This window comes from Clostridium sp. BL-8 (genome assembly GCF_002006495.1).
Classification (GTDB): domain Bacteria; phylum Bacillota; class Clostridia; order Clostridiales; family Clostridiaceae; genus Clostridium.
Genome location: NZ_LZZL01000077.1, coordinates 1 through 25,898, shown reverse-complemented (window position 1 = coordinate 25,898; position 25,898 = coordinate 1). Strand labels below are relative to the sequence as shown.

Here is a 25,898-nt window from a genome sequence, read left to right as displayed (position 1 = left end):
ATTTATCATTTAAATATTTTTTATCTAGTCGAATGAAGTTCACATTATAGACATAATCATCACTTCAACCTTAGTGAATAAATCTCCCAAATATAGAAAATATAGAAAATATAGAAAATATAGAATAATTATCTCAAAATATTCTATCTTCATTATACTTTATATTTTACAAATTTTATATTAATTTACCATATTATCAACAATGTTTTTCATATTCCATTTATAAATCCTATAAAGCAACTATCTCGCTATTATAAAATCACTCATTTTTATACACCTCCTGTTACTTTCTCATATATACTAGATGTAGAGGTTATTTTTATCATACCTGCTATAGTTTATTTTATAAATGGAGACGGCTTATATGGATTATGATTACATCTCTCTAAATTATTAAAACGTCCACGCTTTTTTCTTTGCAATATATATAGCTTTACATTATTTTACTCAAATGAAAAGCTATATACAACCTCTGTAGTCTTATTAATATAATCTTCAGATACTTTATCAATTTCATCACAAATGTATTTTAGAGAACATCCTTCACATTTATTTAACATTCCATCGTTTATTAATGAATAAGACAGTTCATCACCAAAAGTGGAATTTCTAATAGCAGGAACAATCTTCTTCTTATCAAACACTTCCCTATCTTCTGAAATAACATTAAAAATTAATAATATCTTTATATCAATACCTTCTTAAGCCGCATTTTTCAAGCATATTCTGAAGAATATTTATGGTAATATGGTTCAGAATATATATTCTTATATTGTAATATTCTTCAGAATAAATATAGTACAGAATATTTATTGTAAACCATATTAGAATATGCGATATTTTAGCATATCTACTAAGTAAGATAAGTTAGAATCAAGAATATGAATCGAGTTTACTATAAAATTGATAAAGGAGGGCACTTCTGCCTAGAATAGTACTAGTACACAAATTTCACAATAATGCTTATTTATCATCTGAATTGCATAGCATTCAATAATGGGTCTTCTATTGTCAAATTCATAACTTCTTTTTGACAACTACGAAAATATCTCCATCTCTTATTTTTAATTTGTTGAAAAACTAATTTTCATAAGTTCCCTTCAACGTATATTGTTCCAAAATATGTTGATCCATTTCGTGATATAGTTCATTTAACAAAAAGCCTCTTTGTAGATTCAGCAGTTTATCTAAAGCAAAAACATGAATCTCATAAACATGTGATTTATCTGGTGGTGTCATACCACCATAATAACTAGAAAGCTCTTTTGACTGCTGATTTCCTTGTAAGCTAGTCCAGCTATTTACACCTTGTATAAAATCCTCTGCGATCTTACTCTCATTATCTTTTAATTCATTACGTGTAATATTGGCTGCAAGCCAGTGTATCCATGAAAAACCTCCTGTCACCGGATAAGCATCTTTATCCTCTAATACTATTGCAAATGAAACAGTATTTATTGGAGTATTTTCAATTTTTAAAGGAATGGAAAAAGTAGGGACTCCATTTTTATTAAAATATTCTCCACGACTGCCATATTTATCTTGAATTATTCCATTTATAATTCCTGTACTTGTTACTATCATTTTGATTACCTCCACCACTATTATTTATAGGCAAATTATAGCAAAGGCTATCTATAACGTAAATTACTAACTTTTTTGTGGGTATTACTCTGGAATGACCCCTTTTTGAATCAATATCGTTTCCATACCATGTTCTTTTAAGTAATCAATACCAATGGACTGCATAATTTTTAGAGCATCTATAATCTTCATTCCCATATCTATTGTCAGAGAGTATTCCACTCGAAGAGGATACCCATCAAATGTTTTCTTTTGTACAAATCCATAATCAATCAATTCTTTTAATTGCTCTAGCAGCATTTTTTGATTGATTCCATCAATATCTCTTTCTAATTTGGCCAATGATGTAGCACCTAAGCGTAACCTCCATAATATAATGTATTTCCATTTCCCTTTAATCATATCGTGCACTAATTCTAACGGGCAAGTATATTCTTCTCTTATTTTCATTTTATCTCCTAAAAAACAAATTACTATATCTCTTCTACAGTTCTGCTAGCAAAAATCATATTCTCACGCTTTACTAAGTTAAGTGTGAGATAACTTTGGAAACATGAATTGATTTTCAGCAAGTAATTTTGTGTCTTTACCTAGAATAAATAAAGTATCTTCTCCCTCAAGGGGCATACTTGTATAAGACTCTATTTCTTTTGGTGTAAAATAAAGTTTCTCTCTTTTTATATTTTCGTTTATTAAACAATTAAGTATTTTATCTAAAGAAATTTCTTTTGTACAAAAAACGTCTAACACTTCTATGGTATCTTCCTTAAATTCTGCAATTACAACTGCATCATAATCTTTAATATAATAAACATTATTCTTCATAAATAAAGTACAGTAAAACATGATTAATTCCACATTACCATGCATATAAATTTTTGATAGCGAACATGAATTATTTGCTTTGCTATACACCAATGCCTTGTCCTGTTCATTGGACATATCTAATTTTCTTGCAAATCCACACTCATCCTTTTTATTTATTAATTTAGAATATTGATATTCTTGCAATTTATTAAAACCAAATTTAGGATAAAAATCAAGAACTGAGTTATTAGCAAACAAATAAATTAATTCACATTTATCTTTCCATTCTGAAATTACTCTTTCTATTATTATTCTTAGCAGTCCCTGATTTCTATATTTAACATCGGTCATCACAGTTCCTAACTGAATATACCTCTTTGTTTTTCCAAAAACATCAAAATCCATTGTACTAACTGATACATTTGAAACAACCACATCTCCATCCATAAGTGAATATGGTATATATTTATTTTTCCAGTATCCATTCTGATACCAGCTCTCAAAATTAAATCCAAATGTTTTCTCAGTTAGCGTATTAAAACTTTTTCTAAATTTATGGTCTTTACCAGTTCCAACAACAAATTTAAATTCTTTTTCATTAATCTTTATATATTCCATGAGTTATATACCTTTCGTAAAATTAAATATTTTCTCTTCCCCAATCACATATATCCTTAACTAGCTTAATAAGACTTTGTCCTTTTATCGTAAGGGAATACTCAACTTTAGGTGGAATCTGAGGATATTCTTCCCGAGATACTATATTTTCATTTTCTAGCGCTTTCAATTGTGAGCTTAACATCTTGTGGGTAATTCCTTCAATATTCTTCTTTAATTCCCCATACCTAAGGGTACCACTACAGGCAAGTAAATAAATAATTTTTAAATTCCATTTTCCACTTATAATTGACAAAGTATATTCAAATGGCTCTTTATCACTAACATAGCACAGCTTTTCCAAATTCTTCACTCTCCTTAAGGATAGTATAGCACAAAAAAGTGCATACTTTTATTTTCTTGTATCTCATATATAATTGTCCCATAAGGCCTTATTAAAAATATTTTTTAAAAGGATTGATATATATGATTATTGATGGACATTCTCATGTCATTCTTCCAGTAAAAAAACACATTGAAACAATGGATAAAGCTGGAGTTGATAAAACTATTCTCTTTTCAACAAGAATACATCCCGAAAAAGCAGATAATCTAACTGATTTAAAGAAAGAAATGAAATCATTAAGTGAAATAGTAAATGGTAACTCAAATGCATTATTGATTAAAAATGACAGCGCTATCACTGAGCTCAAGGAAGTAATAGAAAAATACCCAACAAGGTATATTGGCTTTGGCAAAATACCTACAGGACTAAATAAAAATGATACAAGCTCCTACATCGAAGAGCACATAATAAAAAATAGCCTTGCTGGACTCGGAGAATTTACACTATCTAGTGGACAAGTAAAAATACTTAAAACTATTTTTGAAGCTTCCATGGAATTTGGAAATTTACCCATATGGATACATGCTTTTAATCCTTTAAATTTGCAAGACATTAAAGAAATTGCAGAATTAGCTAAGTTATTCCCTACTATTCCAGTTATAATGGGACACATGGGAGGTACTAATTGGTTAACAGCAATAGACTTATCCAGAGAAATTCCAAATTTATATCTTGATACATCAGCCTATTTTTCTACCCTTGTTTTAAAAATAGCTGTAAATGAGCTTCCACATAAATGTATCTTTGGTGTAGACATGCCTTATGGTGATTTGCAATTATCACTGGATACAGTAAGAAAAGTATGCAATGATTCATCTATCAGCAGTGCTGTTTTAGGTGAAAACATAGCAAAACTACTAGCTCTATAAAAGATTAAATATTTAGTGAAGAGTGTTTATCTATTTTTTATTAATTTCATAGAATTATAATTTATATATTGAAGACAATAATAATGTGCTGAAATCTATTAACTTTTTATTTTAGGAGGAAAATATTATGAGTGAAAAACATGATCCTTCTTGTTCAAGTCAACAGGAAAAAGAAAAGAAAGCGAATAACGGCAAAACAAAACATAATAAGAAAACCTACAAAAAGGATTAGACTGGTAATAGGGAATCTTCTATGGATTCCTTATTTGCATAAAAATATCATATTATTCATTACTACACTGAATAATATGATATTTTAATTATATTTATTTTTAATGATTAATTATTTATAAAAGATACGACAGAACTGGATTTAAAATTACTCTACGTAAGCTTTGCAAATTGGGAATTTGATGAACTCCCAATTATACTTTTTTACGTAGTTATTTTTTCCTAACAGGAATCCAAATTTCACTGTAGTAGTTTTCATCTTGATTACCTTTTGGATAATCAGCTATACTAGTGTACATTTCTATATTGTAACTTGCTGCAATTTCATAATCCTTACAATTAGGCAGCCATTCTGAAAAGATTTTTTTATTTACATCTTGCAGAGATTTTGGCATTGCACCAATGCAGGCAAAAACAGCCCATGTGTGTTTAGGAATAATCTTTGTAACAAAACCATTAGGTATTTCTTTAGCCTGATCATAATCATCTGCAATCAAATATTCAAACTCATCTGAGCCCATGTTCTCATCTATGCATATTCCATACATTCCACATACAAACTTTCCCTTTCCAGCCTTATAATGCTCTGTCCAAAACTTTGGAATTTCTGTAGTTGCCTTATCATATTTAAATACCTTTGATACACCCATGACAGTAAACGAGTCTTTTTCAACAATTTTGTAATCCATAATATAACCGCCTTCCAATAAAAATTTAATTTTCAGCGGAGCAAACGATTTAATCATTGCTCCATCTTTTCGAACAGCAGTAGGTGTCACACCATGAAATCGAGTAAAAGCTTTTGTGAAACTATCTGGTGAAGCATAGCCATATTTCAGTGCAATATCAATGATTTTTTCATCAGTAGAAACAAGCTCACTGCCGGCAAGAGTAAGCCTGCGTTGTCTGATATACTCTCCAACCGTAAAACCACAAAGCATTGCAAAGCCCTTTTGAAAATAGAAGGTCGACATAAATGCTTTCTCCGCAATATTTTTTATTGTGATTTCTTCAGTGATATTATCCTCAATATAGCTTATAGCTTCACCGATTCCTTCAATCCATCTCATAATCATCACCCCTGCCTGTACATATAGCTTATCTCTTTTTAAGCGGTTATTCCCGACTTTTTGTGTTATATTTTGTCTTAACAGAAAGATCATTAAATAACCTATACATGAAATTACTATTTATTGAATTATTTTGCACATTTCATATAGATACTATATCTTTATTTTCTAGTATTTTCAATTGTGAACTTAGCATAAGGTAGTTTCTATTATGCAAAATTGCTGACATAAGTTATAGTAGAATAGGCAGTCCGTTTCCGAACTGCCTTCTGTTATAGAAATTAATATTATTGTATATATTATTATGAATAACGTAGACAACACATTTCATGCCAAATTATTCCATACTTTTTAATTGTTAATTTCACCATTTTTCACTATATTTCTTACATACTCAACATCTAATTCATTTATTTCTGCAATATACTCTATAGAAAGACCTTTACTGTATTGTTTCAATATCAATTGTTTTATTGCTTCTTCTCTACCTTCTTCAATTTTTTCTCTATCTCTTTCCAATAAAGTCATGAATTCCACCTCCACCGAAATATCATTTTTAACTTCCTGCACTCGTTTATGTATGCTCTTAACGAGATTTCCTTTAGCACTCTTTGCTGTATTTTCTACATACTCAAGAAATTCTAATAATTCTTCGCTTAAATCCTTCATAATTCCTTTTGTATTTAATATTATTTTTAACGTTTCATCATTTAACACTATATCATTGTCTTCTAAGCATACATTTTGAAAAGTATATTTATGACGTCCTTTATTAAACAAATCAAACGTACAAACAAATATTATATAACTTTTCGCAAGTTTGCTATAATCGTCACCTTTGCTTATTAAATCTAAATCAATACTTCCTTGATAATATCTTAGTCTTTTAGGTAAATTCTTATGTCTTCCTCTCTGCATCTCAACATTATAAATTGTATTATTTTCATCTTTAACATAGACATCAAGTCTAATACCTTTACTTTCAAGGAGTAAATCTATAGTCTTTTGCTCTTGAACAATTTCTATTTTTTCTATTTCAATTTCTAAAATTTTCTCTAATAATTCCTTACAAATTTCTTTATCACTCATTACCTTCGCAAATAGGAAATCATCTTCAAGGTTTAATTCCTTTAGAGTTTTATACATCTTATTTAGCCTTACCTCATTTTTTATCTTTAGTTTTTATTATTAACAATATTATAGCTAATTAACCCTTGTGTTTCAATATATTCTAATATTATTATCTCTTGATACCATTGCAAGACTATCGTATCTTGAAAAGCTTAAGCATTTGGATAATATATGAAAAATATTGTTGACAATATCGAGTATCGATATTACTATAAATTTATAAATATCGATACTCGATATTAAAGGAGTGACAACAAATGGCACGAGAACAATTCCAAAACCTTACTGAACCAATGTATTACATATTGATATCTTTACTCATCGAACGCTGTGGCGTTGATATTATGGATGCAGTTTCAGAAATATCAAAGGGCCGTGTGAAAGTTGGTCCTGGAACCTTGTATACCCTTCTTGGTAAATTTGAAAAAGAGAAAATTATAAGAGAAACCGAAGTACAAGGCCGAAAACGCAGCTATATAATAACAGATAAGGGTAAGCAGATATTACTGGATGAATATTCAAGGCTCAATACTTTGATAAAAGATGGTTCTTTATATATGGAGGGAAAGCAATGATATTTAATAATATAAAAATAACTTTTTTATTTTACTCACCTTATGAGTGCACTGCTGTAGAGGAATACCTTGAAAACATGGCTGAAGATGGCTGGCTATTAACTGGAATCAAAGGTCCCTTTTTTAAATTTAAGAAAATCAAACCACAAAAAATTAAATATTCAGTAGATGTTATTGGTAAAATTTCATCTTTTGATTCAAAAAAATCCGATGAACTTCTAGAATATCAAGAATATTGCAGTGCTGCCGGATGGAATTTCATATGCCAAGCAAGGGAAATTCAGGTGTTCTATTCAAAAGAAAACACCGAGCTTGTATCAATACATACTGATGAAACCGAAAAGTTCAAACTAGTTTTTAAATCTTCATTACGTGGAAGACTTAATGAATTATTTATAACCATTATGCTTATATTTAATGCTTCCTTACAATTCTCATCTGGAGCAGAATATTCCTTATCCTCAAACTTTTCTATATTTGTAACATTTATAACAATTATCCTAATATTCATAGACATATTTAAACTTATTAATTTTTCTACTTGGGCAATACGGGCAAAATTAAAATTAAAAGAAGATGATTATATGCCTTATAATACTTATAAGGTATTAAAAAGAAAAAATGCATTTCTAATTATTTTCTCTTTATTTTCAATACTAGGAATACTATTATTTACACTTTCAGGTGATTATCAAAAGCGAAAATTAAACCTTATAATTTTTGCAATACTAACTGCTTTTATTATAATATATCCATTTATTAAAAAATTTATAAATAAAACTAGATATTCCAAAAATACAAAACTAATAACAAATGCATTCATTATACTTATATCTATTTTATTAATAATTTCTCTTACTACAAGAGCGATTCTTTCAAACGTATATAATAATAGTAACTACAATAGTATATCTTATTCAAACGTAAATTTAACAATTGATGACTTTATAAATGCAGAAACCGTAGATAAGTCACCTGATATTGACTGCACTACTAGTATTTTAGCTACTAGAATTTACTATTCCTGTGGTGATAAAGATAATTATTTTAACTATATGCTTCTTGAAAGTAAATATCCACTGGTTATTAAATTTGATGAGAACAGATTATTAAATTGGTTAAATAGTATATCTTATAACTTCGTCAAAATTGATACTAATTTACCTAAAAATATCGTAGTTTATTCAAGCAGTAAGAATAACTGGTTTATCTTAGTTTCCAAGGATAAAGTTATTAGAATAAGAAATCACTTCAATAATGTAAGTGATGATGACTTTTTAAATACTGTATATTTAAAACTTTTCTGTAATTAAATATATAGATATTAATTAAAATTCATGCAAATCCTATGATTTTAAGTATATTAAATGAATTTTGTCATAAAATCACCTGCTCCTCTTATGAACATATTATTTGCATTAATATTGTTCTTTGTTACAATTATTCATAAGAGATAAAAACACAGTTTCTGTTGGTAGTCAGAACCTATATATATTTCAAGTTTAATATAGCAGTAACCTGCCCTCCTGGGGTTGTCCATTCTCTGTGAATTTATACACATACAGGAGGATTAACTATGATATCTAAAATCAAATTAACTGTTCTTTTTGCTACTCCATTTTGGATTGGTGTCTTTGAACTCAACCAAAATAATGAGTACAAGGTAAGCAAAGTTACCTTCGGCTCTGAGCCAAAAGATGAAGAAGTATATGAACTAATACTTAAAAAGTTCTATTCTTTAAACTTTAGCATGCCCTTAGGTGCTACTGAAAATAAATTTATAGAAAAAAGGCAAAATCCTAAACGAATGCAAAGAAATATAAGAAGAGAAACAGTAGTTAAAGGAATAGGAACTAAAGCTCAAATAGCTATGAAATTACAACATGAGCAATACAAGATTGAGTATAAGAAAAAATCCAAGGAGCAAAAAGAGCAAGAGGAACAAAGAAAATTTGATTTAAAGAAAGAGAAAAAGTTAAAAAAGCATAAAGGACACTAATATTTACAGCAAAGTAAAAATTCCTTTATTAATTTAGATAATCAATCCTCACTAAAATTCAAATTTAATGAAGATTGATTATCTATTTTTCTTTTCCCATATAACTATTAATTTTTCATTTATTAAGCATGTGATAATTTTAATATATTTTGTCCATATACCTTTTTATATACTATAAATCCATTTATAAACAGCAAGCTACTTGTCACAAAAAATACATATCTAATTCCAAAATCAGCAGCTATTTGTCCACCTAATACCGAACCTAAAAATGTACCTAAATACTGTGCAGATATACTAAGTCCAAAAACTCTTCCAGTTATCTCTTGTGGGACAATCTTTTTTACTAATATATTAACTGATGGCAATAATCCTCCTGCTGCAAGCCCTAATATAAACCTTAACCCCATAAGCTCCCAAGGAGTTTTAACAAATGCTTGAGGTATAAATACAACACCTGCTACTATAAGTGCTACAAACATAACTTTTTGAGGGCCAATCTCATCTGAAATTTTACCAAGCTTTGGAGCTACAAGTATATTGGCTATTCCTGAGGCTGAAAAAGCTAATCCAGAAATTAAAGCTAAATGTGACATGCTATCCGATAACTGATATACATATACAGTAATGATTGGCTCTATTGAATAAAATGCTAATTGTAAAATAAAAGCTGTTAAAAACATTATCAGTACTAAACTAGCGTTAGGAAGCATACTCCATACTTCCTTCATATTAAGTACCCTTTTATTTGAAGCAGTAAAATCTTCCTTTACATATAATAATGTTGTGACAAATGCAATTATTAGAAGAAATGATGTTATAATAAATACACTTCTCATTCCCAATGTATCATCTAAATATCCTCCTATTAACGGTCCTAAAAGAGAACCTGCAATAGATGCAGTTGAAAGTGTCCCTAATGCAAATCCTGCATTTTCCTTATCTGTTTGAGTTGCTATAAGAGTTGTACACGCTGTTCCATATCCTGAAATTATTCCTTGCAAAAACCTAAGTGCAATTAATTCATATACATGAGTTACATATCCCATGCAAAATATAACTATAGCCATTCCTAAACTGGCACGCAATAACATGGGTTTTCTTCCAACCTTATCGGCAAGTTTTCCCCAGATTGGAGAAAATACAGCTGAAACTATAAATGTAGCTCCAAATGCAATTCCTGAAAACTTTTCTATTAAAGTTGTATCTGTAACTCCAAGCCCTTTTATATACAAGGGTAATACTGGCGCAATTTGGCTTATTCCAACCATTGTCACAAACATTCCAAACCAGCAAAATATTAAATTTCTTTTCCAATTGTACAAATCTAAGCCTTCTTTCTTTAGTAAATAATAACCTTTTCTTAAGTATTTTTGCCTGCATTATATACCTTTTCATAAAATCTTATTTATACTCCATAAATATATATACTACAAAAACCATATTAATTGCAAGAATCCCTAAAAAACTATTCCTGTCAACCATTTTTGAAAATGTCCCAAAATAGTTTTAACATTAGCACCGGTTTTATTGGTGCTTTAAATATATTAAAAATATAGTGATGAAGTTAGTTATAATAAAAGTATACGTATTTTTGAGCATGCTAAATAAACCTCAGAATACTAAAATTTAAAATACTTCTGTGGAATATAAATCATCAAATTTTTTATGCTGTAATTTCTTGCCTGTGCCTTTGCTTATTGCAAAAACGCTCAAAGGAAGCTTGCTTCCAAGGATGGTTCATTGGAGGTATATAACGTTTCTTAGGCTTGTTAGTCAATTTTACAAAATCAAAATTTTTAGATTTAGGCTCATGGTCAAGAATTAATTCTAATGCATATACTATTTCAGAAGTAGAGAAAAATAATTCATTATTAAAGGCTCTAACTACCATTCCAGCTGTTCCTTTGCGATAATACACAGGATGTCCATTACGATCTGTTGGAATATAATATTGTTTATTAAATTTAATACAGCTACCGCTATCGATTTTACGTTCTGCGAGAACAGCAAGAATTAAATTTATTTTTTCAGTATCAGGTTGCTTTTCAAAAACAGATTTGATACTATCAATAGGTAAAGCAAATTGTTCGTTGAATTCTTTTAAGTAGTTGTTTAAGAATTCATTTGCTTGATCAATTGTGCTGACACCAGCTAGTTTCATCTCGATAGGAAGTCTTGATTGTAGAGTCTGGAACATCCTTTCGACACGCCCTTTGGCTTGGGCTACACTGCTGGTTTTAATCTCAATTCCTAGTTGGTTACATGCATAACCGAATTGAGTGAATGTGTCCTCTTCAACAGAAGGGGATTTTTTTTGTTTATACTCAAAAACAGTACGTTTATCAGTAAAAAACATATATGGAATTCCATAATTCATTAGTATTTGATGAAGTATATTGTAATATCCATTCAATGTTTCTTGATAATCGAAGTAAGCACCTACAATAGTACCAGTAGCATCATCAACAGCGATATGTAGTTGGCACTTTTCTTTACCAAACCATAAATGTAGAGAGGCATCCATTTGTAGCATTTCGCCAGCGTACGCACTACGTGGACGTCTAGGATGAGCATCCTCAATAGCAATAATTGAATTATGTATTTTAGTGATTTCTTTCTTTGATTTAGTTCCTTTTTTTAATTCTAAAAGTTGCTTTTTAACAGTTTTTTTCGTTGCACGTTTGGCCTTAGGAGACAGAATGAATTCCTGTTTAAGGATAGAATTGATGGTGCTTGTAGATACTGTTATATTTTCATGCTTTTCTAATAGTTCAGTGAAGTGTGTAAAATTTGCATCTGAATATTTATTAGTATAAAGATCTAAAATCAAGTTTTTCTGTTTTGTATCAATAGTATGACTTGGTTTGCGATTATGGTTTCCGTGAACGAAGTAAGCTTTTCCTTGCTGTTTATATCCTTGTAACATTCTATTGATGTGTCTAAGAGTGCAATTAAGTTCTAATGCAGCTCTTTTCTTATTTCCATTTGTTTCCACTAGCTTTTTTATAATCATGTATTTTTTATTTTCATCCATTGTTAGATCCACCTTTCTAATTATGCCCACCTCATCTCCTAAATTTCCATGAGGTTATATTCTACTACAATTATTATTTTGGGACATAATCAAATGTGGTACACTAAGACATTATCATAAATGAATCAGATTGCAAGAATCCCTAAAAAACTATTCCTTGACATAAAGCACCAAAATGCTATCATAAAATTATTAGCTAAAAGCAATTTATACATAAAAAGGGGATACTAAAGAAATGATGACATTAGAAAAATTCGAAGAAGCATATGAAATTGTTCAAAAAGTGATTTTGAAAACCAAATTAGTGTATAGCGATTATTATTCTAGCATTACTGGAAATAAAATTTATTTAAAACCAGAAAATATGCAAAAAACCGGAGCTTATAAAATTAGAGGGGCTTATTATAAAATTAGTACTCTTAGTGAGGAAGATAGAAATAAAGGTCTAATAACAGCTTCTGCTGGTAATCATGCACAAGGAGTTGCATATGCGGCTAAAACATATAGTACAAAGGCAATAATAGTAATGCCTACTTCTACTCCTCTTACGAAGATCAATCGTACTAAAGCTTATGGGGCCGAAGTCATTTTGCATGGCGAAGTTTACGATGAAGCCTGCAATTATGCATTAAAGCTTGCTGAAGAAAAAGGTTATACTTTTATTCACCCATTTGATGATCTTGATGTAGCAACTGGTCAAGGTTCTATTGCTATGGAAATCATAAAAGAGCTTCCAACTGTAGATATTATTTTAGTTCCAATAGGAGGCGGAGGTCTTGCAACTGGAGTTTCCACTTTAGCTAAGCTTCTAAATCCAAATGTTAAGGTTATAGGTGTAGAGCCAGCTGGGGCTAACTGCATGCAGGCTTCTTTAGAAAAAGGTGAAGTTGTTACACTTCCTACTGTTAATACAATAGCTGATGGTACTGCTGTTAAAACTCCTGGTTCTAAAATTTTCCCATATATAAAAGAAAATCTTGATGAAATTATAACTATAGAAGACCATGAATTAATTGGAGCTTTTTTAGATATGCTTGAAAATCATAAGATGCTTGCAGAAAATTCAGGTTTATTAACTGTTGCTGCTCTTAAACACTTAACTGTAAAAGATAAAAAAGTTGTATCTATCATAAGTGGTGGTAATATGGACGTGATCACTTTTGCATCTTTAGTTCAACATGGCTTGATTGAAAGAGAACGAATTTGTACAATTTCTGTTTTACTTCCAGATAAACCTGGAGAATTAACAAATGTATCTAAGGTAATAGCTGAAGCTCAAGGTAATATAATTAAACTTGATCATAATCAATTTGTCAGCATTAATCGTAATAATGCAGTTGAGCTTGATATCACTATGGAAACTTTTGGCCATGACCATAAAGAAGCTATTATTAAAGCACTTATTGATAATGGATATAAACCTGAACTTATTCAACCTAAAATGATATATCAATAAATTTCAAATATATAAAAAATTAAAGGTTAGTATTAATAGTTTTAGAATGATACTGAATAAATAATTTTCATTTCCGAAGCTGTTAATACTAACCTTCTTCTTTATGTTTATTAAGGCTTTGCTTTATTATATAAATATCTATTTTATTAATTTAAAGAATCATCTATTTATATTTTAGATAAAGCTGATTAATCAAAACTTCATCGCATACTGATCTTATTATTTAGAGAGGATTACTTGTCCATAAGTTTACAGACAAGTAATCCTCTCTAAATAATCTTTTTCAACTCTAATAACTTTACTTAGAACTTCGATACTCTCAAGCACACTGCCTTTTATATTTAATGAATGATCACCATTTTTTATCTTCATTAAATTTACGCCTTTGATTTTTCTTATAATTTCAATAGTTTCTTTATTAATCAAAGGATCACTAGTTCCGCTTACAACTAGAGAATTCTCTTTAATTCCAACCTTTAATGTTTCATTAACAGGCGTTAAATAAATATTTTTAATTTCACACTCTTTGGCTTCATTGCAAAGTATAGTATGAACTATAGTCCCTATACTTTTAGATATAAAAACAATCTTTTTATAGCCATTCTCCAAAGCATTTTTAAATATTTCTATTGACTCCTCTTTTACATATTTAAATTCATTTTCACGATCTAAAATTTTTCGAGCTACTTGAAAGCCATATTCAATTTGAAGTACATCATAGCCTAATTCTAAAGCTAATTTTTTTGAATAATCCAGAAGTGGCCTGTCCACTGCATATCCTATTCCTGGTAGTATCACAGCTAAAGTATCACTTTCCTTACTTATTATTTTATCTTCTAAATCAACTCCCCAATAAGAAATTATTGCCTTTTGCTCATCCATATATCATGACTTCCTTTCTAATTATGTTCTTCTAAAAATCCTTTAACATCAATTAGATTTTTGCATATCTTAAATGCTAATTTCTTTGTTTCGTCTTCTAATTCTTTCATATCTGGAACATGTATACCGACCATCTTAGCTGCATGTGCTGCTGTTATTCCTGCATCTGAATCCTCTATAACCATACAATTTTCAGGTTTTACCTCTAACCCCTTTGCTGCTTTTAAAAAAATTTCTGGATTTGGCTTAGAATGTTCTACTTGATCTCCGCACACTACACAATTCACCTTATCCTTTACTCCTGCCTCTTCTAATAATTCGAGTGCTCTTTCTCTTCTTGTAGAAGTAGCTACCGCTATCTTATATTTTTTATTATTTAAATAATCTAATAATTTATGTACATCTGGTTTAACTTTTACTCCATTTTTATTAGTAAACTCTAACGCCATTTTAGATTTTTTCTTATATATCTCTTCGAATGGGAAGTCTTCTCCATACTCTTTCTTTAATACTCCCCTTATACCATCAATGTTTCTCCCTATGAATTTAAGATAAATTTTTTCATCCATCTCATAGTCATAATCTTTTAAAACTTCCTGGAAACACTTAAAAGATAATCTTTCTGAATCTATTAATACTCCATCCATATCGAAAATTACTGCGTCTACTTTTTCCATCTGTGTCTTCCCCTTTTCATCAAATTATTACTTTTCTAATTAATTCTAACATATATAAGTATAACCTCAAAATAATTTGCACTAAATTATTTTGAGGTTATAACGTTATATACTTACTATTCTCCAATTATGGCATTTAAAACATCTGCTTTCGCATTATCATCTGCCTGCCAAATATTTCCCTTTTTATTCAAATTTATTGATACTGTTTTTGTATCATCTTTAAATGTACCATCTGCCAATTCTTCTCCAATAACTTTAAAAGATTCTTGTAACACATCCTTTTGAGACATTGATGGATTAGCAAGATATTCTCCTGTGATCTTATCTTGAGCGTCCTTAACAATCTTATTCATATCAAAAACTTTTACTTTTACATTAACTTTTGCTGTTTGTTTATCTGTTGAATCTGGAGTCACTTCAAAATCTGCTTTAGACATACCTTTAAGAACATTATCCTTAAAGTTATTTTTAACATCATCTGTAACTACATCACTTCCAAGTCCTGAAGCTGAAAAAAATGCCATTATCTTGTCTTCATCATCTTTCTTTATCTTATCAAGATCTTCTTCCTTCATTCCTATTTTGTCAATTCCTGTTTTGTCATCCTTTAGCAAAGCATTAAAATAAATTTTAGCACTTTCCTCTGGTGTAGCTTTCATTCCACATGAAATAAGCATGATACTAGCCATCATTACAACTAACATCATTGAAAATAGTTTTGTTAATTTTTTCATTATTATTTATCTCCCTAAAAATAAAATTTTACTTTATAATTTTATCCTATAATTTCTGTTTATGGCAATCCGCTGACATTCCCTATAGTTAAATTCCTCTTGTTTTCCTCCTATTTCCTCAGATCTTCTCCCATTTTTACACCATTAATGAAACAACTTCCAAATAAGTATATAAACATTACATATCTCTACAATTATCTAACAGAAAAATTCTAAAAATTTCTTTGCACTTATGAGTAACCCCTCCAATGATCATATTAGATGAAACTATAAGCAGCATAGATACACGAACTGAGATAAATATCCAAGAAGCTTTCAATAAACTGATGATTGGCCGCACAAGCTTTATAATATCCCATATATTATCTACAACAAAACAGGCTGATGCAATCTTATTCCTAAAAGACGGACAAATTATAAAACAAGGTAATAACAATAACCTTCTATTACAAAATGGCTTCTACACAGAATTATACAACAGCCAATTTGCAGTCGGTTAACCCAAACTTGAAACTTAAACTTATGTAGCGGCTAACCAAAAAAACATATATTTTTGTTCCACAGGACTTATGAAATTTTCACTGGAAAGTTCTAAGTGAAAGGTTGTCCCCATTTCTGCATGCTCCTCAAACAAGTTGAGGACAAGCAGTAAATGGAACAACCATTCACTAACAACTTTCATCAGCTCAATTTCAAATGCCTATTGCACAGATATTTATGTGATTTCTGGTATAGATGTACAAAAAAGTTTAACAAGTATAGATTATTATCCTATGTGTCAGTAAATCTACAAATTGTATACCCATATAGATTTAGAATTTATAAATCATATTTATACTTTGGAATATATGCCATATCAGAAAGGACAGGTACTCTTTTATGCAGTGTTACATTAGAGAATTGGTTGTAGGCATTTCTTCAGCAGAAGTTGTTCCATTTTTTGCTTGTCCAAGTTTATCTTGGAGCATGCAGAAATGGTGCAACTTCTGCTGTTAGAAATCACCAACCAATTCTCTCAGTAACCGAAATAATAGAGTACCTGTCCTTTCGGTGAGTTATGGCATAATTCTAGTATAAATATCTATACAAATTCTATAGATCCTTTTGATAATTTTGCTATTCTTGCTAAAGAGTAAACATCGTAACCTTTGTCTTTTAGAATTTGTGGACCTTTTTGGAATGACTTTTCTATTACTATTCCTATTCCTGCAACTTTGGCTCCTGCTTCTTCTACTAGCCTAGCTGCTCCAAGAGCCGCTTCTCCATTAGCTAAGAAATCATCTATTATTAGTATGTTGTCTTCTTTACTTATATATTTTTTAGACAATGTCAACTCATAATTTAGATCTTTTGTAAAAGAATGAACTGTAGTTTGATAAACATCGCCTTTTAATATTTTTGAATTTTGTTTTTTTAAAGTAACCATAGGTAAACTCATTTGCATTGCAGTCATTACTGCTGGTGCTATACCTGAGCTTTCTATCGTAAATATCTTAGTAACTTTATGATTTTCAAAATAATTTTTGAAATATGTACCCATTTCGAACATCAATGCTGGATCAACTTGATGATTTAAAAATGAATCAACTTTTAATACATTTTCAGATAATGCATTTCCTTCTTCTAATATACGTTTGCGTAAACTTTCCATTAATTATCAACTCCATCTTTTTCGTCTTTAAATATAAAATTTAGTATTAACACTACAATTGTTCATGTTGATGTTGCTAAATATAATTATTTTTCATTCTTTTTGAACCATTTAACTATAGTAAAATAGCCATTTATAATAATTATCCACATATTTAAATTTATTATAAATTCCTAAAGAATAAAAAAACACCTCAAAAAAATGAGGTGTCGTATTTTTAGATATAAATATACAATAAATATTTAAAACCAAAACACTACCTCGTAGTCTGCTAATTTACGGATAGCAGGTAGAGACTTCCTGAGCCATAATCTCTGGAATATACGAGTCTTTTGTATGAACTGTTTTTTATTATATCACATGCATATTTATTGTACAAACATATTAATAATTAATTTTTTTATTTAGAGAGATTAACTTCATTTCCTATTTGGAATTTATCTATTTCCTTTATCGTAAAATCAAGCCCTAGCTCCAATCTCTTATCTTTATCTAAATTATCAAATTCTACAATGTATCCAAGAGAATCATTTGTATCCTTATAGAAAGACATATTTTCTTCATTTTCATAAAAACTATAATAATGATTTGCTTTTACATCTTCAATTGTAGGATATAGACGCATAGTACTTGCCATTAGAAGACTTTCTTTTTCAGTAGCTCCCTTACAATATATTTTTACGCTATTATCATTTCTTTCAACTTTATATATTTCTCCTTTTGTTCCATCAGAAAAATCAAAGTTTTTATCATAGCTTATATTATTGGTAGTTTCCTTACTGGTTTCAGCTTTTTTCTCATCTAAATTTTTATAATTCTCCTCATTAATTTTTTCTCCCTCATCCTCACTCATAGTGCATATTATAGGTATTACACTTATAGCATTTTGATCTTTTACTTTATCAAAGGTAGCTGCTTTTGCTTCATAAACACCTTTAATCACAGAATTATTGCCATCATTCGAAGAATAATTTCGTTCATTCATTGTTCTATACATCCTATCTCCAATTTTTAATATTAATGGATTAGGTGAAATATCATATGCTTCAATTGAATCACCTTTTTCTTGCTTATCATAAGTAATTTCAGTACCAAAAATATTAGATTCTAATTTGCTTACTGTAAAATTAAATTCTGGCACCTTAATTGAAACATCTTTTTCCATTGTATCATTAAATGATTCTGTAAAATCTACATTGGCATCCATGCCTACATTAATTTTATACTCAGGAATTACAATATCTACTCTTAAATTTCCCCTCTCAGGTATTTCTTCCTTATCTACTTCCTTTTCAAGGGAAATTTGCAATGTGTTTTCATCAATATTCCTATATGATGCACCAGAACTTTCCTCTTTATTATCACCATAAGTCAATAATGTTATTACATTATTTCCATGTGATTTACTAAAAGGTTTTTGACTTTTAACTTTTACTACAACTTGTAATTTATGTTTTGTTGCTGCTATGCTGTCAATTGATATTTTTAAACCATTTTGTTCTATATCATTATCTTTGCTAACAATATATTTTTGACTTTCTCCTGAATTATCACTTGCAGTATAAGGCGAAACTGCTTGTACACCGCTACTATTGGCAAAAACAGGCATTTCCATCATTCCAACATTTAATGCTACTCCAAGCACAGAACTTAATAATATATTTATTTTTTTATTTAACATAAAATCTCCTCACTTTTACAATACAATATTCTTCTGGCCTACATAGTAAATTTTTAAATATGTTTTTATTATAAAAATATTACTTTAATAAGCTTACTTCATCTTCCAATTTAAACTTATCAGCCTGCTTTATTGTTTTATTAATATTTAGAGCCACTGGCTTATCTTTTTCAACATTATTAAATTCCAAAATATATCCAAACGCTTTGTTTGCATCTTTATAAAAACTTACGTTTTTATTATCATAATATATACTATCAACTTTTCCATTTGCATTTTCATAACGTATATCTATATTACATGCCAATAATAGACTTTCTTTTTCAGATTGCCCAGCACAGTACACTTTAATTGTATTATCATTTCTTTCTATATTATATATTTCTCCCTTTGTTCCATCTGCAAAATTAAAATCTCTATCATAACTTATATTATTAACAAGGTCTTTTGTAACATTATTTTCATCTTTATCTTTATATAATTTATCCATTTCATCTGTTGTAAAATTACAAATTAAAGGGATTAAGCTTAAACCTTTTTCATCTCTAATCTTGTCATATGTTGCTGATTCTGCCTCATAATTTCCTGCACCTACTCCATCTTTTTCAGAATATCCGCCTTTTCTACTCATTCTATACATTCTATTATCAGTTTTTAATATCATTGATGAGTTCCAGGAAGTATCTTCATCTTCACCTTTATTTTCATCACTTTCAGGTCTGGTATAGCCAATTCTTGTACCTAACACATCGGATTCTAATTTATTAAGATTATAGTTTACTCCTGGTATATTTCCTGATATATCTTTATCTAATATGTTATTAAAGGATTCTGTGAAATCTACAGGAATATCCATTCCTATATTAACTTTATAATTAGCAAGTACTATATCGACTCTCAGATCTCCCTTTGAGCTATATTCTCCATCATTATTATACTTTTCTAAAGTTACAGTCATGGTTTTATCATCTATATACGTCTGACTTGAATTTGTATGATCAAAACCATTATCATCTCCATATGTTACTTCAAAAATTGAGTTGGAGCGGTCTTCTTTATCAAATGGTTTGTCACTTTCTATCTTAAGTACGACTTCCATATCTTTCTTCGTAGCAACTGCTTTATCTACAGTTACTTTAATTCCATTTTGGACTTCACTTTTATTTATATTTACAAAATAGTCCTTATTTTCTGCGTATGTAACACTAGCTGATGTAGTTGCAGCTGCGGCTAAGTTATTCACTGAAGCTTCTGCTACAGTATTATCAGCATAAGCAGGCGTTAATTCCATTGCTCCTATTATTAACGTAAATGCCATACTTCCTAATACTGGTCCTAAAATTCTACTTATTTTCCTATTTAGCATTTTAAATACCCCCTTCTTTTATTTTCAAACATTACTCTTTAAGTTAAATTTATCCTTATAATGGTATTATAAACCAATTATTATCTTATAACATCTTAATTTTTTCTAAAGTTCCAGGTTAAACCCAATAACTTATATAATAATAGGTTGTTGAATAACTATTTGTAAAAATTAGTTACTCAACAACCTACACTTAAATTATCTGTTAATTCTATTTAAAAGCCAAGCCATATTATCGCCAATAGATTCCATATTTTTCATTCCTTCAATATCATTAAGCACTTCTCCAACTTCTTTTCCGTACACCATATTCCAATAAGTGCCACCAACTAGATACATTTGTGTACAGTGTAAGAAATAATTCATAGTATCAAAAGCACGTGTTGCCCCGCCTCTACGAACAGCTACTACTGAAGCGCCTGCTTTGTGTTTAAAAAAATCTCCATTAGCACTGGATACCATACCAATCCTCTCTAATAAAGCCTTCATATTAGCTGATACATCTGCAAAATATACTGGTGAACCTAAAATTATGCCATCAGCTTCAATCATTTTTTCTATACATTCATTTACAATATCATTTTTAAAAACACATTTATTATCTTTGTTTTTAAAGCAATTTCCACACCCTATACATCCATTAATTTTTGCATTACCTAAATCAATAAGTTCAGTTTCTATACCATTTTTATTTAATTCGCTAAATATTGCTTTAATAATAATAGATGTATTCCCATCCTTTTTCGTACTTCCATTAATACCTATAACTTTCATTTATATACCACTCCTATTTTGTAATTATTGTTTTAAATTATTGATTTATATGATAAAATCAATTTAAATGCTGTACAACATAGTTTTATTATATTTTATATGCAGAAATTTTAATAATATTAATACAATATATCTATATAACTTTAAGTTATAACAGGAGGTAAAAATGATTAGTGTGGATCAAATGAAATATTTTATAGAAATAGTTAAGCAAGGCAGTTTAAATAAAGCCGCACAGCATTTATATATTTCGCAGCCTGCACTTACAAAACAATTAGGAATTTTAGAAAAGTCCATGAAATGTACATTATTAATAAGAACTCAAAGTGGTATAAAATTAACTGCTTCTGGCAGATATTTTTATGAACGTTCAAATATGATTATTTCAATGATTAATGAAACTATAAATAAGGTTGAAGGATTTAGTGATGAAAATACAATTAGGATTGGTGCACTACCAAATTTAATTACATATTTTTTGCCTAAGTATGTAGATAAATTTAAGAGTATTGATCATGATGTATTTATTGAAGCAATGGATACAAACAGTGAACTTCTTGCAAATTTAGATGACAATGTATTCAATATAGTATTCGTGTCTGATGCAATAGAAAAATCTAACTTTGTTACTATTCCGTTAATTGTTGAGCCCTTTTTCGTAGTTATGAGTAATAGAAATCCTTTAGTTAATACTCCGGAAATTGATTTTTTCACCATCATGAAGGAAAGATTAATTTTGTATAAAGATCCCTGCCCAATAAGGGCAAAGATCAGGGAACATTGCAATCTTATGAACCTTATACCAAATATTGTATTAGAACTTGAAGAAACAGAATCAGTTATAAAGTATGTTGAACAAGACTTTGGTATAACAATTTTACCTGAAATGGCTGTAAATAAAATAGATAACCATTTAATAAAAGTTCGGGAAATAAAAAAATTTCCAATCTGTAGAGTAGTATCAGCGGTAATAAAAAATGAAAAAAGTTCGTTTTTCTTGCCAATGCTATTGTAGGAATCACTTTTATTTATATTTACAAACTGTTATATTTTCTTCATTTAATCCATCAATAACAATAATTTCTCCTATTAACAATTTTTGCTCCAACTTCATTTTCCATGTCTGTTTCCATCCTCTAAAAAATATTTTCACCTTAGTATAACTTCATATTCTATTTTTTTGAAATCTATGTGACGTAATTTAATTCTATATCTTAAAACTTAATACTAACTGAGTTAATTTTTCTGCAGTTTCAGCCTGGGATTGTGCAACCTTTGCAACTTGCTCAATTGCATTATTAGTTTCACCTATTCCCACTAAAATTTCTTCAGAATTGCTTTTAGTATTCTGCATCTTTTCTGCAATATTTTGTACAACACTTGTGATTTCTTCTGTAGATGCATTTAATTCTTCAGCCATTGCTGCAATATTTTGTGATAAATCACTAATAAAAACTGCATCTTTTTCATATTTCTCACCTGTATCAATCAATAAATCATAATCTTTTTTTACACTATCATCTATATAATATAAGATATCTTTGGAATTACCTGATAAGTTATCAAAAGTAGCTTGGACATTTGAAACTACATCCTGAATATTTTTTACATATTCAGCCGATTGTTCAGCAAGAACTTTAACTTCATTTGCAACAACTGCAAAACCTTTTCCATTTTCTCCTGCTCTTGCAGCTTCAATGTTAGCATTTAAAGCTAGTAAATTTGTTTGTTCTGCTATTGCTGCTATAGATTTAGCAATTACACCTATTTCACTTACTACCTTTCCTTGCTTAATGGCATTAATTATTTTTCTGTGCTTTTCTTCATATAACTTATCTGCATCATTTTTAGATTTAAAACCTTTATCTTTTATATCAGTAGCTCGTTCTTTAATGTCTATAGATTGCTCACTGCTTTCTGTTGAATTAGATGCTAATTGAGTTATTCCAGAGTTAACTTCCCCAATTGTTGCAGTCAATTCTTCAGTAATTGTATTTATTCCAAGTATATTATTTACTATTTCAGATGTATTCTTATCTATATATTGAAAATTACTAGACAATTCTTCTAAATTTGAAGATAATTCTTCACTAGACGCTGTTACTCCTTGTGCCTGGTTTATTACATTTTCAATTACTACTTTCATTTTTTCTTTTGCATTATTTAAAGCTTTAATGAGTTTTCCAAGCTCATCATTACTGTTACTTTCCATTGAATAAGTCAAATCTCCATTTCCTAAAGCTTCTGCAAATAGTAACCCCTTTTTTACTGCCTTTGAAATATATGACGATAAAGCTATTCCAATTGCTATTGCTGAAATAAGACCTAATATTAAAATTCCATGCATTATATTAGTTGTTATATTATAATCTTCCGTATTGTTTGTATACGCCTCTTCTGCTTCCTTTTCATTTATTTGAATCAAATTATTAAGATCTTCCGTAATACTATCTGTAATTTTAGTAACCTCAGCCCCCTTAATTTTGGCCTCCGTATAATTTCCTTCCTTAATAAGCTCAAAGACATTATCTTTTTCAGTTGAATATTCCTGTAAAAGAGATTCAAAATCATTAAATGCTTTTTTTTCATCATCTGACATATCACTATTAGCAAAAGCATCAACATATTCAGTATTTTTAGTTCTAATTGACTCAATTTTCTGTAAAGCTGCTTCTACTTTTGAATTATCTTGCTCTAAAACAGCGTTATTAACTATTGCAATTTCACTTAAAAAATTCTCTTTAATTGCATGTATTTGATCAATACTTTGAAGGTTATCTAAATATAATTCCTCTGAACCACTTTTCATTTTTGTCATACCAAACTTCCCAAAAAATCCAGTTATTCCAATCAATAAGGCAACAATCATAAACCCTGTTAATAATTTCGTTCTAACAGATAAATTTCTTATGCTTTTCATATGTATTCCTCCTATGTAATCTTATCTTTAGTGTTATACTTAATTTTAAGTATATTTATGCAATAACTATATTAGCACATTAGACTTATCTTTATATCACTAATATACCATCTAAAGATATAATTTCATGCATTTCTATATTTTAGTAAAATCACTTCACCAATAGAATAGCAAAGAAATATCTCAGTTCTGTCACAGCCATGTCACAATTTAGTTATAAATTAATAGCTAACTCAAAGTTATTTATTTATATAAACTTATTTTTTCGCCAATAATAATACATTTTGAATCTTTACCATGACCTATTTCACTTGTTTTAACAATTGGAATGTTTGGATTATCTACTATTCTTGTAACAATCTCTATTATATTAGGTAAATACTTTTTCTTTTCCATTTCTGTGAAACTTCCAAGTATTATACCTTTAACCTTTTTAAACGCTCCCATTTGTTTATATTGAGTTACATAGGTATCCATTTTAGGAACCTCCCCGCCTAAACTCTCTAAGAAAATAATTTTATCCTGAAAATCTGGTATATATTCTGTACCGGCAAGTTTTGCAAAACAACGAAGATTTCCTCCCACAACAATTCCTTCCATGTTCCTACCCTGTATCCATTTATAATCGAAAGTTAATAATTCATTTCCATCCCCCATAAATGTGCTTTTAAACTCTTTTATTTGTTTTTCCCTATTATCTTCTACTAGGTTCCTTATTTGATAAAGATAAGTTTTTATATTGGTCTTTGAATACAAGGAATTTATAATTACAGATAAATCGCTGTATCCAAAGAAAGGTTTGGGATTTTCCTTAATAATTTCAAAATTCAAATACCCTAAAACCCCATTTGCTAAATCCCCACCTGATACATCAAATATAGCTTTAATACTATTGTCTTTAAAAAACTCCATCAGAATCTCAGCTCGTTCTTTTCCAGTACCATTAAACTCCGAGTATTTTTTATATATTTTATCACTAAAAACAACTTGAAGCCCTAAATTATTTAGTGTATTCTCTAGTTCCATCATTGTTACTTTTCTACTTTCATCCAATCCATTGGAACAAGCCACTATTCCTACTTTATCTCCATTATTTAATATCTTCATATAATACCTACTCCTTTTCCGTCAAATTAAAACTCAAAAATATTATTATAACAAATATCCTTATATATACCCAATTCGCAAACTTGACTTATTATATACTAATCATCTATTTAATTTAAATTTTTATATGTTCAACTATACCAGAAATCACATATATTTTTGTGAAACAGGCATTTGAAATTGAGCTACTCTAAAGTTCTTAATGTGAGTTTGTTCCATTTATGCTTGTCACGAACTTGTTTCGGGAACATGCATAAATTGATGCATACTCACATTTAGAACTTTTCAGCGAAAATTTCATAAGTCCTGTGGAATAAAAATGTATGTGATTTCGGTAAGTT

General features: G+C 29.2%; 25 protein-coding genes, 1 pseudogene and 1 riboswitch. Of the genes and pseudogenes, 6 read left to right on the top strand and 20 right to left on the bottom strand.

Features of this window, described 5'->3' with window-relative positions; genetic code table 11:
• Positions 1–443: 443 nt before the first annotated feature.
• From CLOBL_RS21355 to CLOBL_RS21330, 6 genes and pseudogenes are all read right to left on the bottom strand, one after another.
• Positions 444–683: a hypothetical protein gene (locus tag CLOBL_RS21355; protein ID WP_077860872.1), complete on the bottom strand. Its 240-nt coding sequence runs from the start codon at positions 681–683 to the stop codon at positions 444–446.
• Positions 684–926: 243 nt separating this feature from the next.
• A pseudogene (locus CLOBL_RS28640) lies at positions 927–1,055 on the bottom strand (DNA gyrase inhibitor); the annotation flags it as partial.
• Positions 1,056–1,080: 25 nt separating this feature from the next.
• Complete coding sequence (locus tag CLOBL_RS21345) at positions 1,081–1,584, bottom strand: YbhB/YbcL family Raf kinase inhibitor-like protein (RefSeq protein WP_077860871.1); 504 nt, start codon at positions 1,582–1,584, stop codon at positions 1,081–1,083.
• Positions 1,585–1,668: 84 nt separating this feature from the next.
• Positions 1,669–2,034, bottom strand: a complete 366-nt coding sequence (locus CLOBL_RS21340; protein ID WP_077860870.1) for a helix-turn-helix domain-containing protein — start codon at positions 2,032–2,034, stop codon at positions 1,669–1,671.
• Positions 2,035–2,112: 78 nt separating this feature from the next.
• Positions 2,113–3,009 (bottom strand): GNAT family N-acetyltransferase, encoded by an 897-nt coding sequence (locus CLOBL_RS21335; RefSeq protein WP_077860869.1) that lies wholly within the window; start codon positions 3,007–3,009, stop codon positions 2,113–2,115.
• A 22-nt stretch (positions 3,010–3,031) separates the two neighbouring features.
• Positions 3,032–3,352, bottom strand: coding sequence for a helix-turn-helix domain-containing protein (locus CLOBL_RS21330; protein WP_077860868.1), 321 nt, complete (start codon positions 3,350–3,352; stop codon positions 3,032–3,034).
• A gap of 122 nt (positions 3,353–3,474) precedes the next feature.
• Between CLOBL_RS21330 and CLOBL_RS21325 the strand changes: the two genes are divergently transcribed.
• A complete protein-coding gene (locus CLOBL_RS21325) occupies positions 3,475–4,263 on the top strand; it encodes an amidohydrolase family protein (protein WP_077860867.1) in 789 nt (262 codons plus the stop codon).
• 443 nt (positions 4,264–4,706) lie between these two features.
• Here the strand turns inward: CLOBL_RS21325 and CLOBL_RS21320 are convergent, their stop codons facing one another.
• Both CLOBL_RS21320 and CLOBL_RS21315 read right to left on the bottom strand, forming a co-directional pair.
• Entirely contained in the window at positions 4,707–5,564 is an 858-nt protein-coding gene (locus CLOBL_RS21320) for an AraC family transcriptional regulator (protein ID WP_077860866.1), read from the bottom strand.
• A gap of 351 nt (positions 5,565–5,915) precedes the next feature.
• Complete coding sequence (locus CLOBL_RS21315; protein ID WP_077860865.1) at positions 5,916–6,710, bottom strand: Rpn family recombination-promoting nuclease/putative transposase; 795 nt, start codon at positions 6,708–6,710, stop codon at positions 5,916–5,918.
• Between the two features lie 242 nt (positions 6,711–6,952).
• Between CLOBL_RS21315 and CLOBL_RS21310 the strand changes: the two genes are divergently transcribed.
• The 3 genes from CLOBL_RS21310 to CLOBL_RS21300 all read left to right on the top strand — a co-directional run bounded on the left by CLOBL_RS21310 (position 6,953) and on the right by CLOBL_RS21300 (position 9,269).
• Complete coding sequence (locus CLOBL_RS21310) at positions 6,953–7,270, top strand: helix-turn-helix transcriptional regulator (RefSeq protein ID WP_077860864.1); 318 nt, start codon at positions 6,953–6,955, stop codon at positions 7,268–7,270.
• Entirely contained in the window at positions 7,267–8,583 is a 1,317-nt protein-coding gene (locus tag CLOBL_RS21305) for a DUF2812 domain-containing protein (RefSeq protein ID WP_077860863.1), read from the top strand. The genes CLOBL_RS21310 and CLOBL_RS21305 overlap by 4 nt, the downstream gene beginning before the upstream one ends.
• A gap of 263 nt (positions 8,584–8,846) precedes the next feature.
• Entirely contained in the window at positions 8,847–9,269 is a 423-nt protein-coding gene (locus CLOBL_RS21300; RefSeq protein WP_077860862.1) for a YjdF family protein, read from the top strand.
• A gap of 122 nt (positions 9,270–9,391) precedes the next feature.
• Here CLOBL_RS21300 and CLOBL_RS21295 read toward each other — a convergent pair whose 3' ends face one another.
• Both CLOBL_RS21295 and CLOBL_RS21290 read right to left on the bottom strand, forming a co-directional pair.
• Positions 9,392–10,594: a multidrug efflux MFS transporter gene (locus CLOBL_RS21295; RefSeq protein WP_077860861.1), complete on the bottom strand. Its 1,203-nt coding sequence runs from the start codon at positions 10,592–10,594 to the stop codon at positions 9,392–9,394.
• Between the two features lie 341 nt (positions 10,595–10,935).
• A complete protein-coding gene (locus CLOBL_RS21290; RefSeq protein ID WP_077860860.1) occupies positions 10,936–12,306 on the bottom strand; it encodes an ISNCY family transposase in 1,371 nt (456 codons plus the stop codon).
• 235 nt (positions 12,307–12,541) lie between these two features.
• Here CLOBL_RS21290 and ilvA point away from each other — a divergent pair, with 235 nt between their 5' ends.
• Positions 12,542–13,762 (top strand): threonine ammonia-lyase, encoded by a 1,221-nt coding sequence (ilvA, locus tag CLOBL_RS21285; RefSeq protein WP_077860859.1) that lies wholly within the window; start codon positions 12,542–12,544, stop codon positions 13,760–13,762.
• 249 nt (positions 13,763–14,011) lie between these two features.
• Here the strand turns inward: ilvA and CLOBL_RS21280 are convergent, their stop codons facing one another.
• The 7 genes from CLOBL_RS21280 to CLOBL_RS21245 all read right to left on the bottom strand — a co-directional run bounded on the left by CLOBL_RS21280 (position 14,012) and on the right by CLOBL_RS21245 (position 21,530).
• Positions 14,012–14,644, bottom strand: coding sequence for an alpha/beta hydrolase (locus CLOBL_RS21280; RefSeq protein ID WP_077860858.1), 633 nt, complete (start codon positions 14,642–14,644; stop codon positions 14,012–14,014).
• 17 nt (positions 14,645–14,661) lie between these two features.
• Positions 14,662–15,321 (bottom strand): HAD family phosphatase, encoded by a 660-nt coding sequence (locus CLOBL_RS21275; protein ID WP_009170130.1) that lies wholly within the window; start codon positions 15,319–15,321, stop codon positions 14,662–14,664.
• A gap of 116 nt (positions 15,322–15,437) precedes the next feature.
• On the bottom strand, positions 15,438–16,058 hold the full coding sequence (locus CLOBL_RS21270; RefSeq protein ID WP_077860857.1) for a DUF5105 domain-containing protein: 621 nt from the start codon (positions 16,056–16,058) through the stop codon (positions 15,438–15,440).
• 1,081 nt (positions 16,059–17,139) lie between these two features.
• Positions 17,140–17,709: a xanthine phosphoribosyltransferase gene (locus CLOBL_RS21260; protein WP_077860856.1), complete on the bottom strand. Its 570-nt coding sequence runs from the start codon at positions 17,707–17,709 to the stop codon at positions 17,140–17,142.
• A 244-nt stretch (positions 17,710–17,953) separates the two neighbouring features.
• Positions 17,954–18,056: riboswitch (purine riboswitch) on the bottom strand.
• Positions 18,057–18,109: 53 nt separating this feature from the next.
• On the bottom strand, positions 18,110–19,390 hold the full coding sequence (locus CLOBL_RS21255; protein WP_077860855.1) for a hypothetical protein: 1,281 nt from the start codon (positions 19,388–19,390) through the stop codon (positions 18,110–18,112).
• Between the two features lie 79 nt (positions 19,391–19,469).
• The gene (locus CLOBL_RS21250; protein WP_077860854.1) at positions 19,470–20,756 is read right to left on the bottom strand and encodes a DUF4179 domain-containing protein; all 1,287 of its coding nucleotides are present in this window, start codon (positions 20,754–20,756) and stop codon (positions 19,470–19,472) included.
• A 198-nt stretch (positions 20,757–20,954) separates the two neighbouring features.
• Complete coding sequence (locus CLOBL_RS21245; protein WP_077860853.1) at positions 20,955–21,530, bottom strand: flavodoxin family protein; 576 nt, start codon at positions 21,528–21,530, stop codon at positions 20,955–20,957.
• Positions 21,531–21,696: 166 nt separating this feature from the next.
• On the opposite strand from CLOBL_RS21245, the gene CLOBL_RS21240 reads away from it, so the two are divergent.
• Positions 21,697–22,545 carry a LysR family transcriptional regulator gene (locus CLOBL_RS21240; protein WP_077860852.1) on the top strand — a complete coding sequence of 283 codons (849 nt, stop codon included), beginning with the start codon at positions 21,697–21,699 and terminating at the stop codon, positions 22,543–22,545.
• Between the two features lie 9 nt (positions 22,546–22,554).
• Here the strand turns inward: CLOBL_RS21240 and CLOBL_RS29030 are convergent, their stop codons facing one another.
• The 3 genes from CLOBL_RS29030 to CLOBL_RS21230 all read right to left on the bottom strand — a co-directional run bounded on the left by CLOBL_RS29030 (position 22,555) and on the right by CLOBL_RS21230 (position 25,557).
• Complete coding sequence (locus CLOBL_RS29030) at positions 22,555–22,683, bottom strand: hypothetical protein (RefSeq protein WP_278281350.1); 129 nt, start codon at positions 22,681–22,683, stop codon at positions 22,555–22,557.
• A 54-nt stretch (positions 22,684–22,737) separates the two neighbouring features.
• Positions 22,738–24,450 carry a methyl-accepting chemotaxis protein gene (locus tag CLOBL_RS21235; RefSeq protein WP_077860851.1) on the bottom strand — a complete coding sequence of 571 codons (1,713 nt, stop codon included), beginning with the start codon at positions 24,448–24,450 and terminating at the stop codon, positions 22,738–22,740.
• A gap of 243 nt (positions 24,451–24,693) precedes the next feature.
• Positions 24,694–25,557: a S66 peptidase family protein gene (locus CLOBL_RS21230; protein ID WP_077860850.1), complete on the bottom strand. Its 864-nt coding sequence runs from the start codon at positions 25,555–25,557 to the stop codon at positions 24,694–24,696.
• Positions 25,558–25,898: the final 341 nt, after the last annotated feature.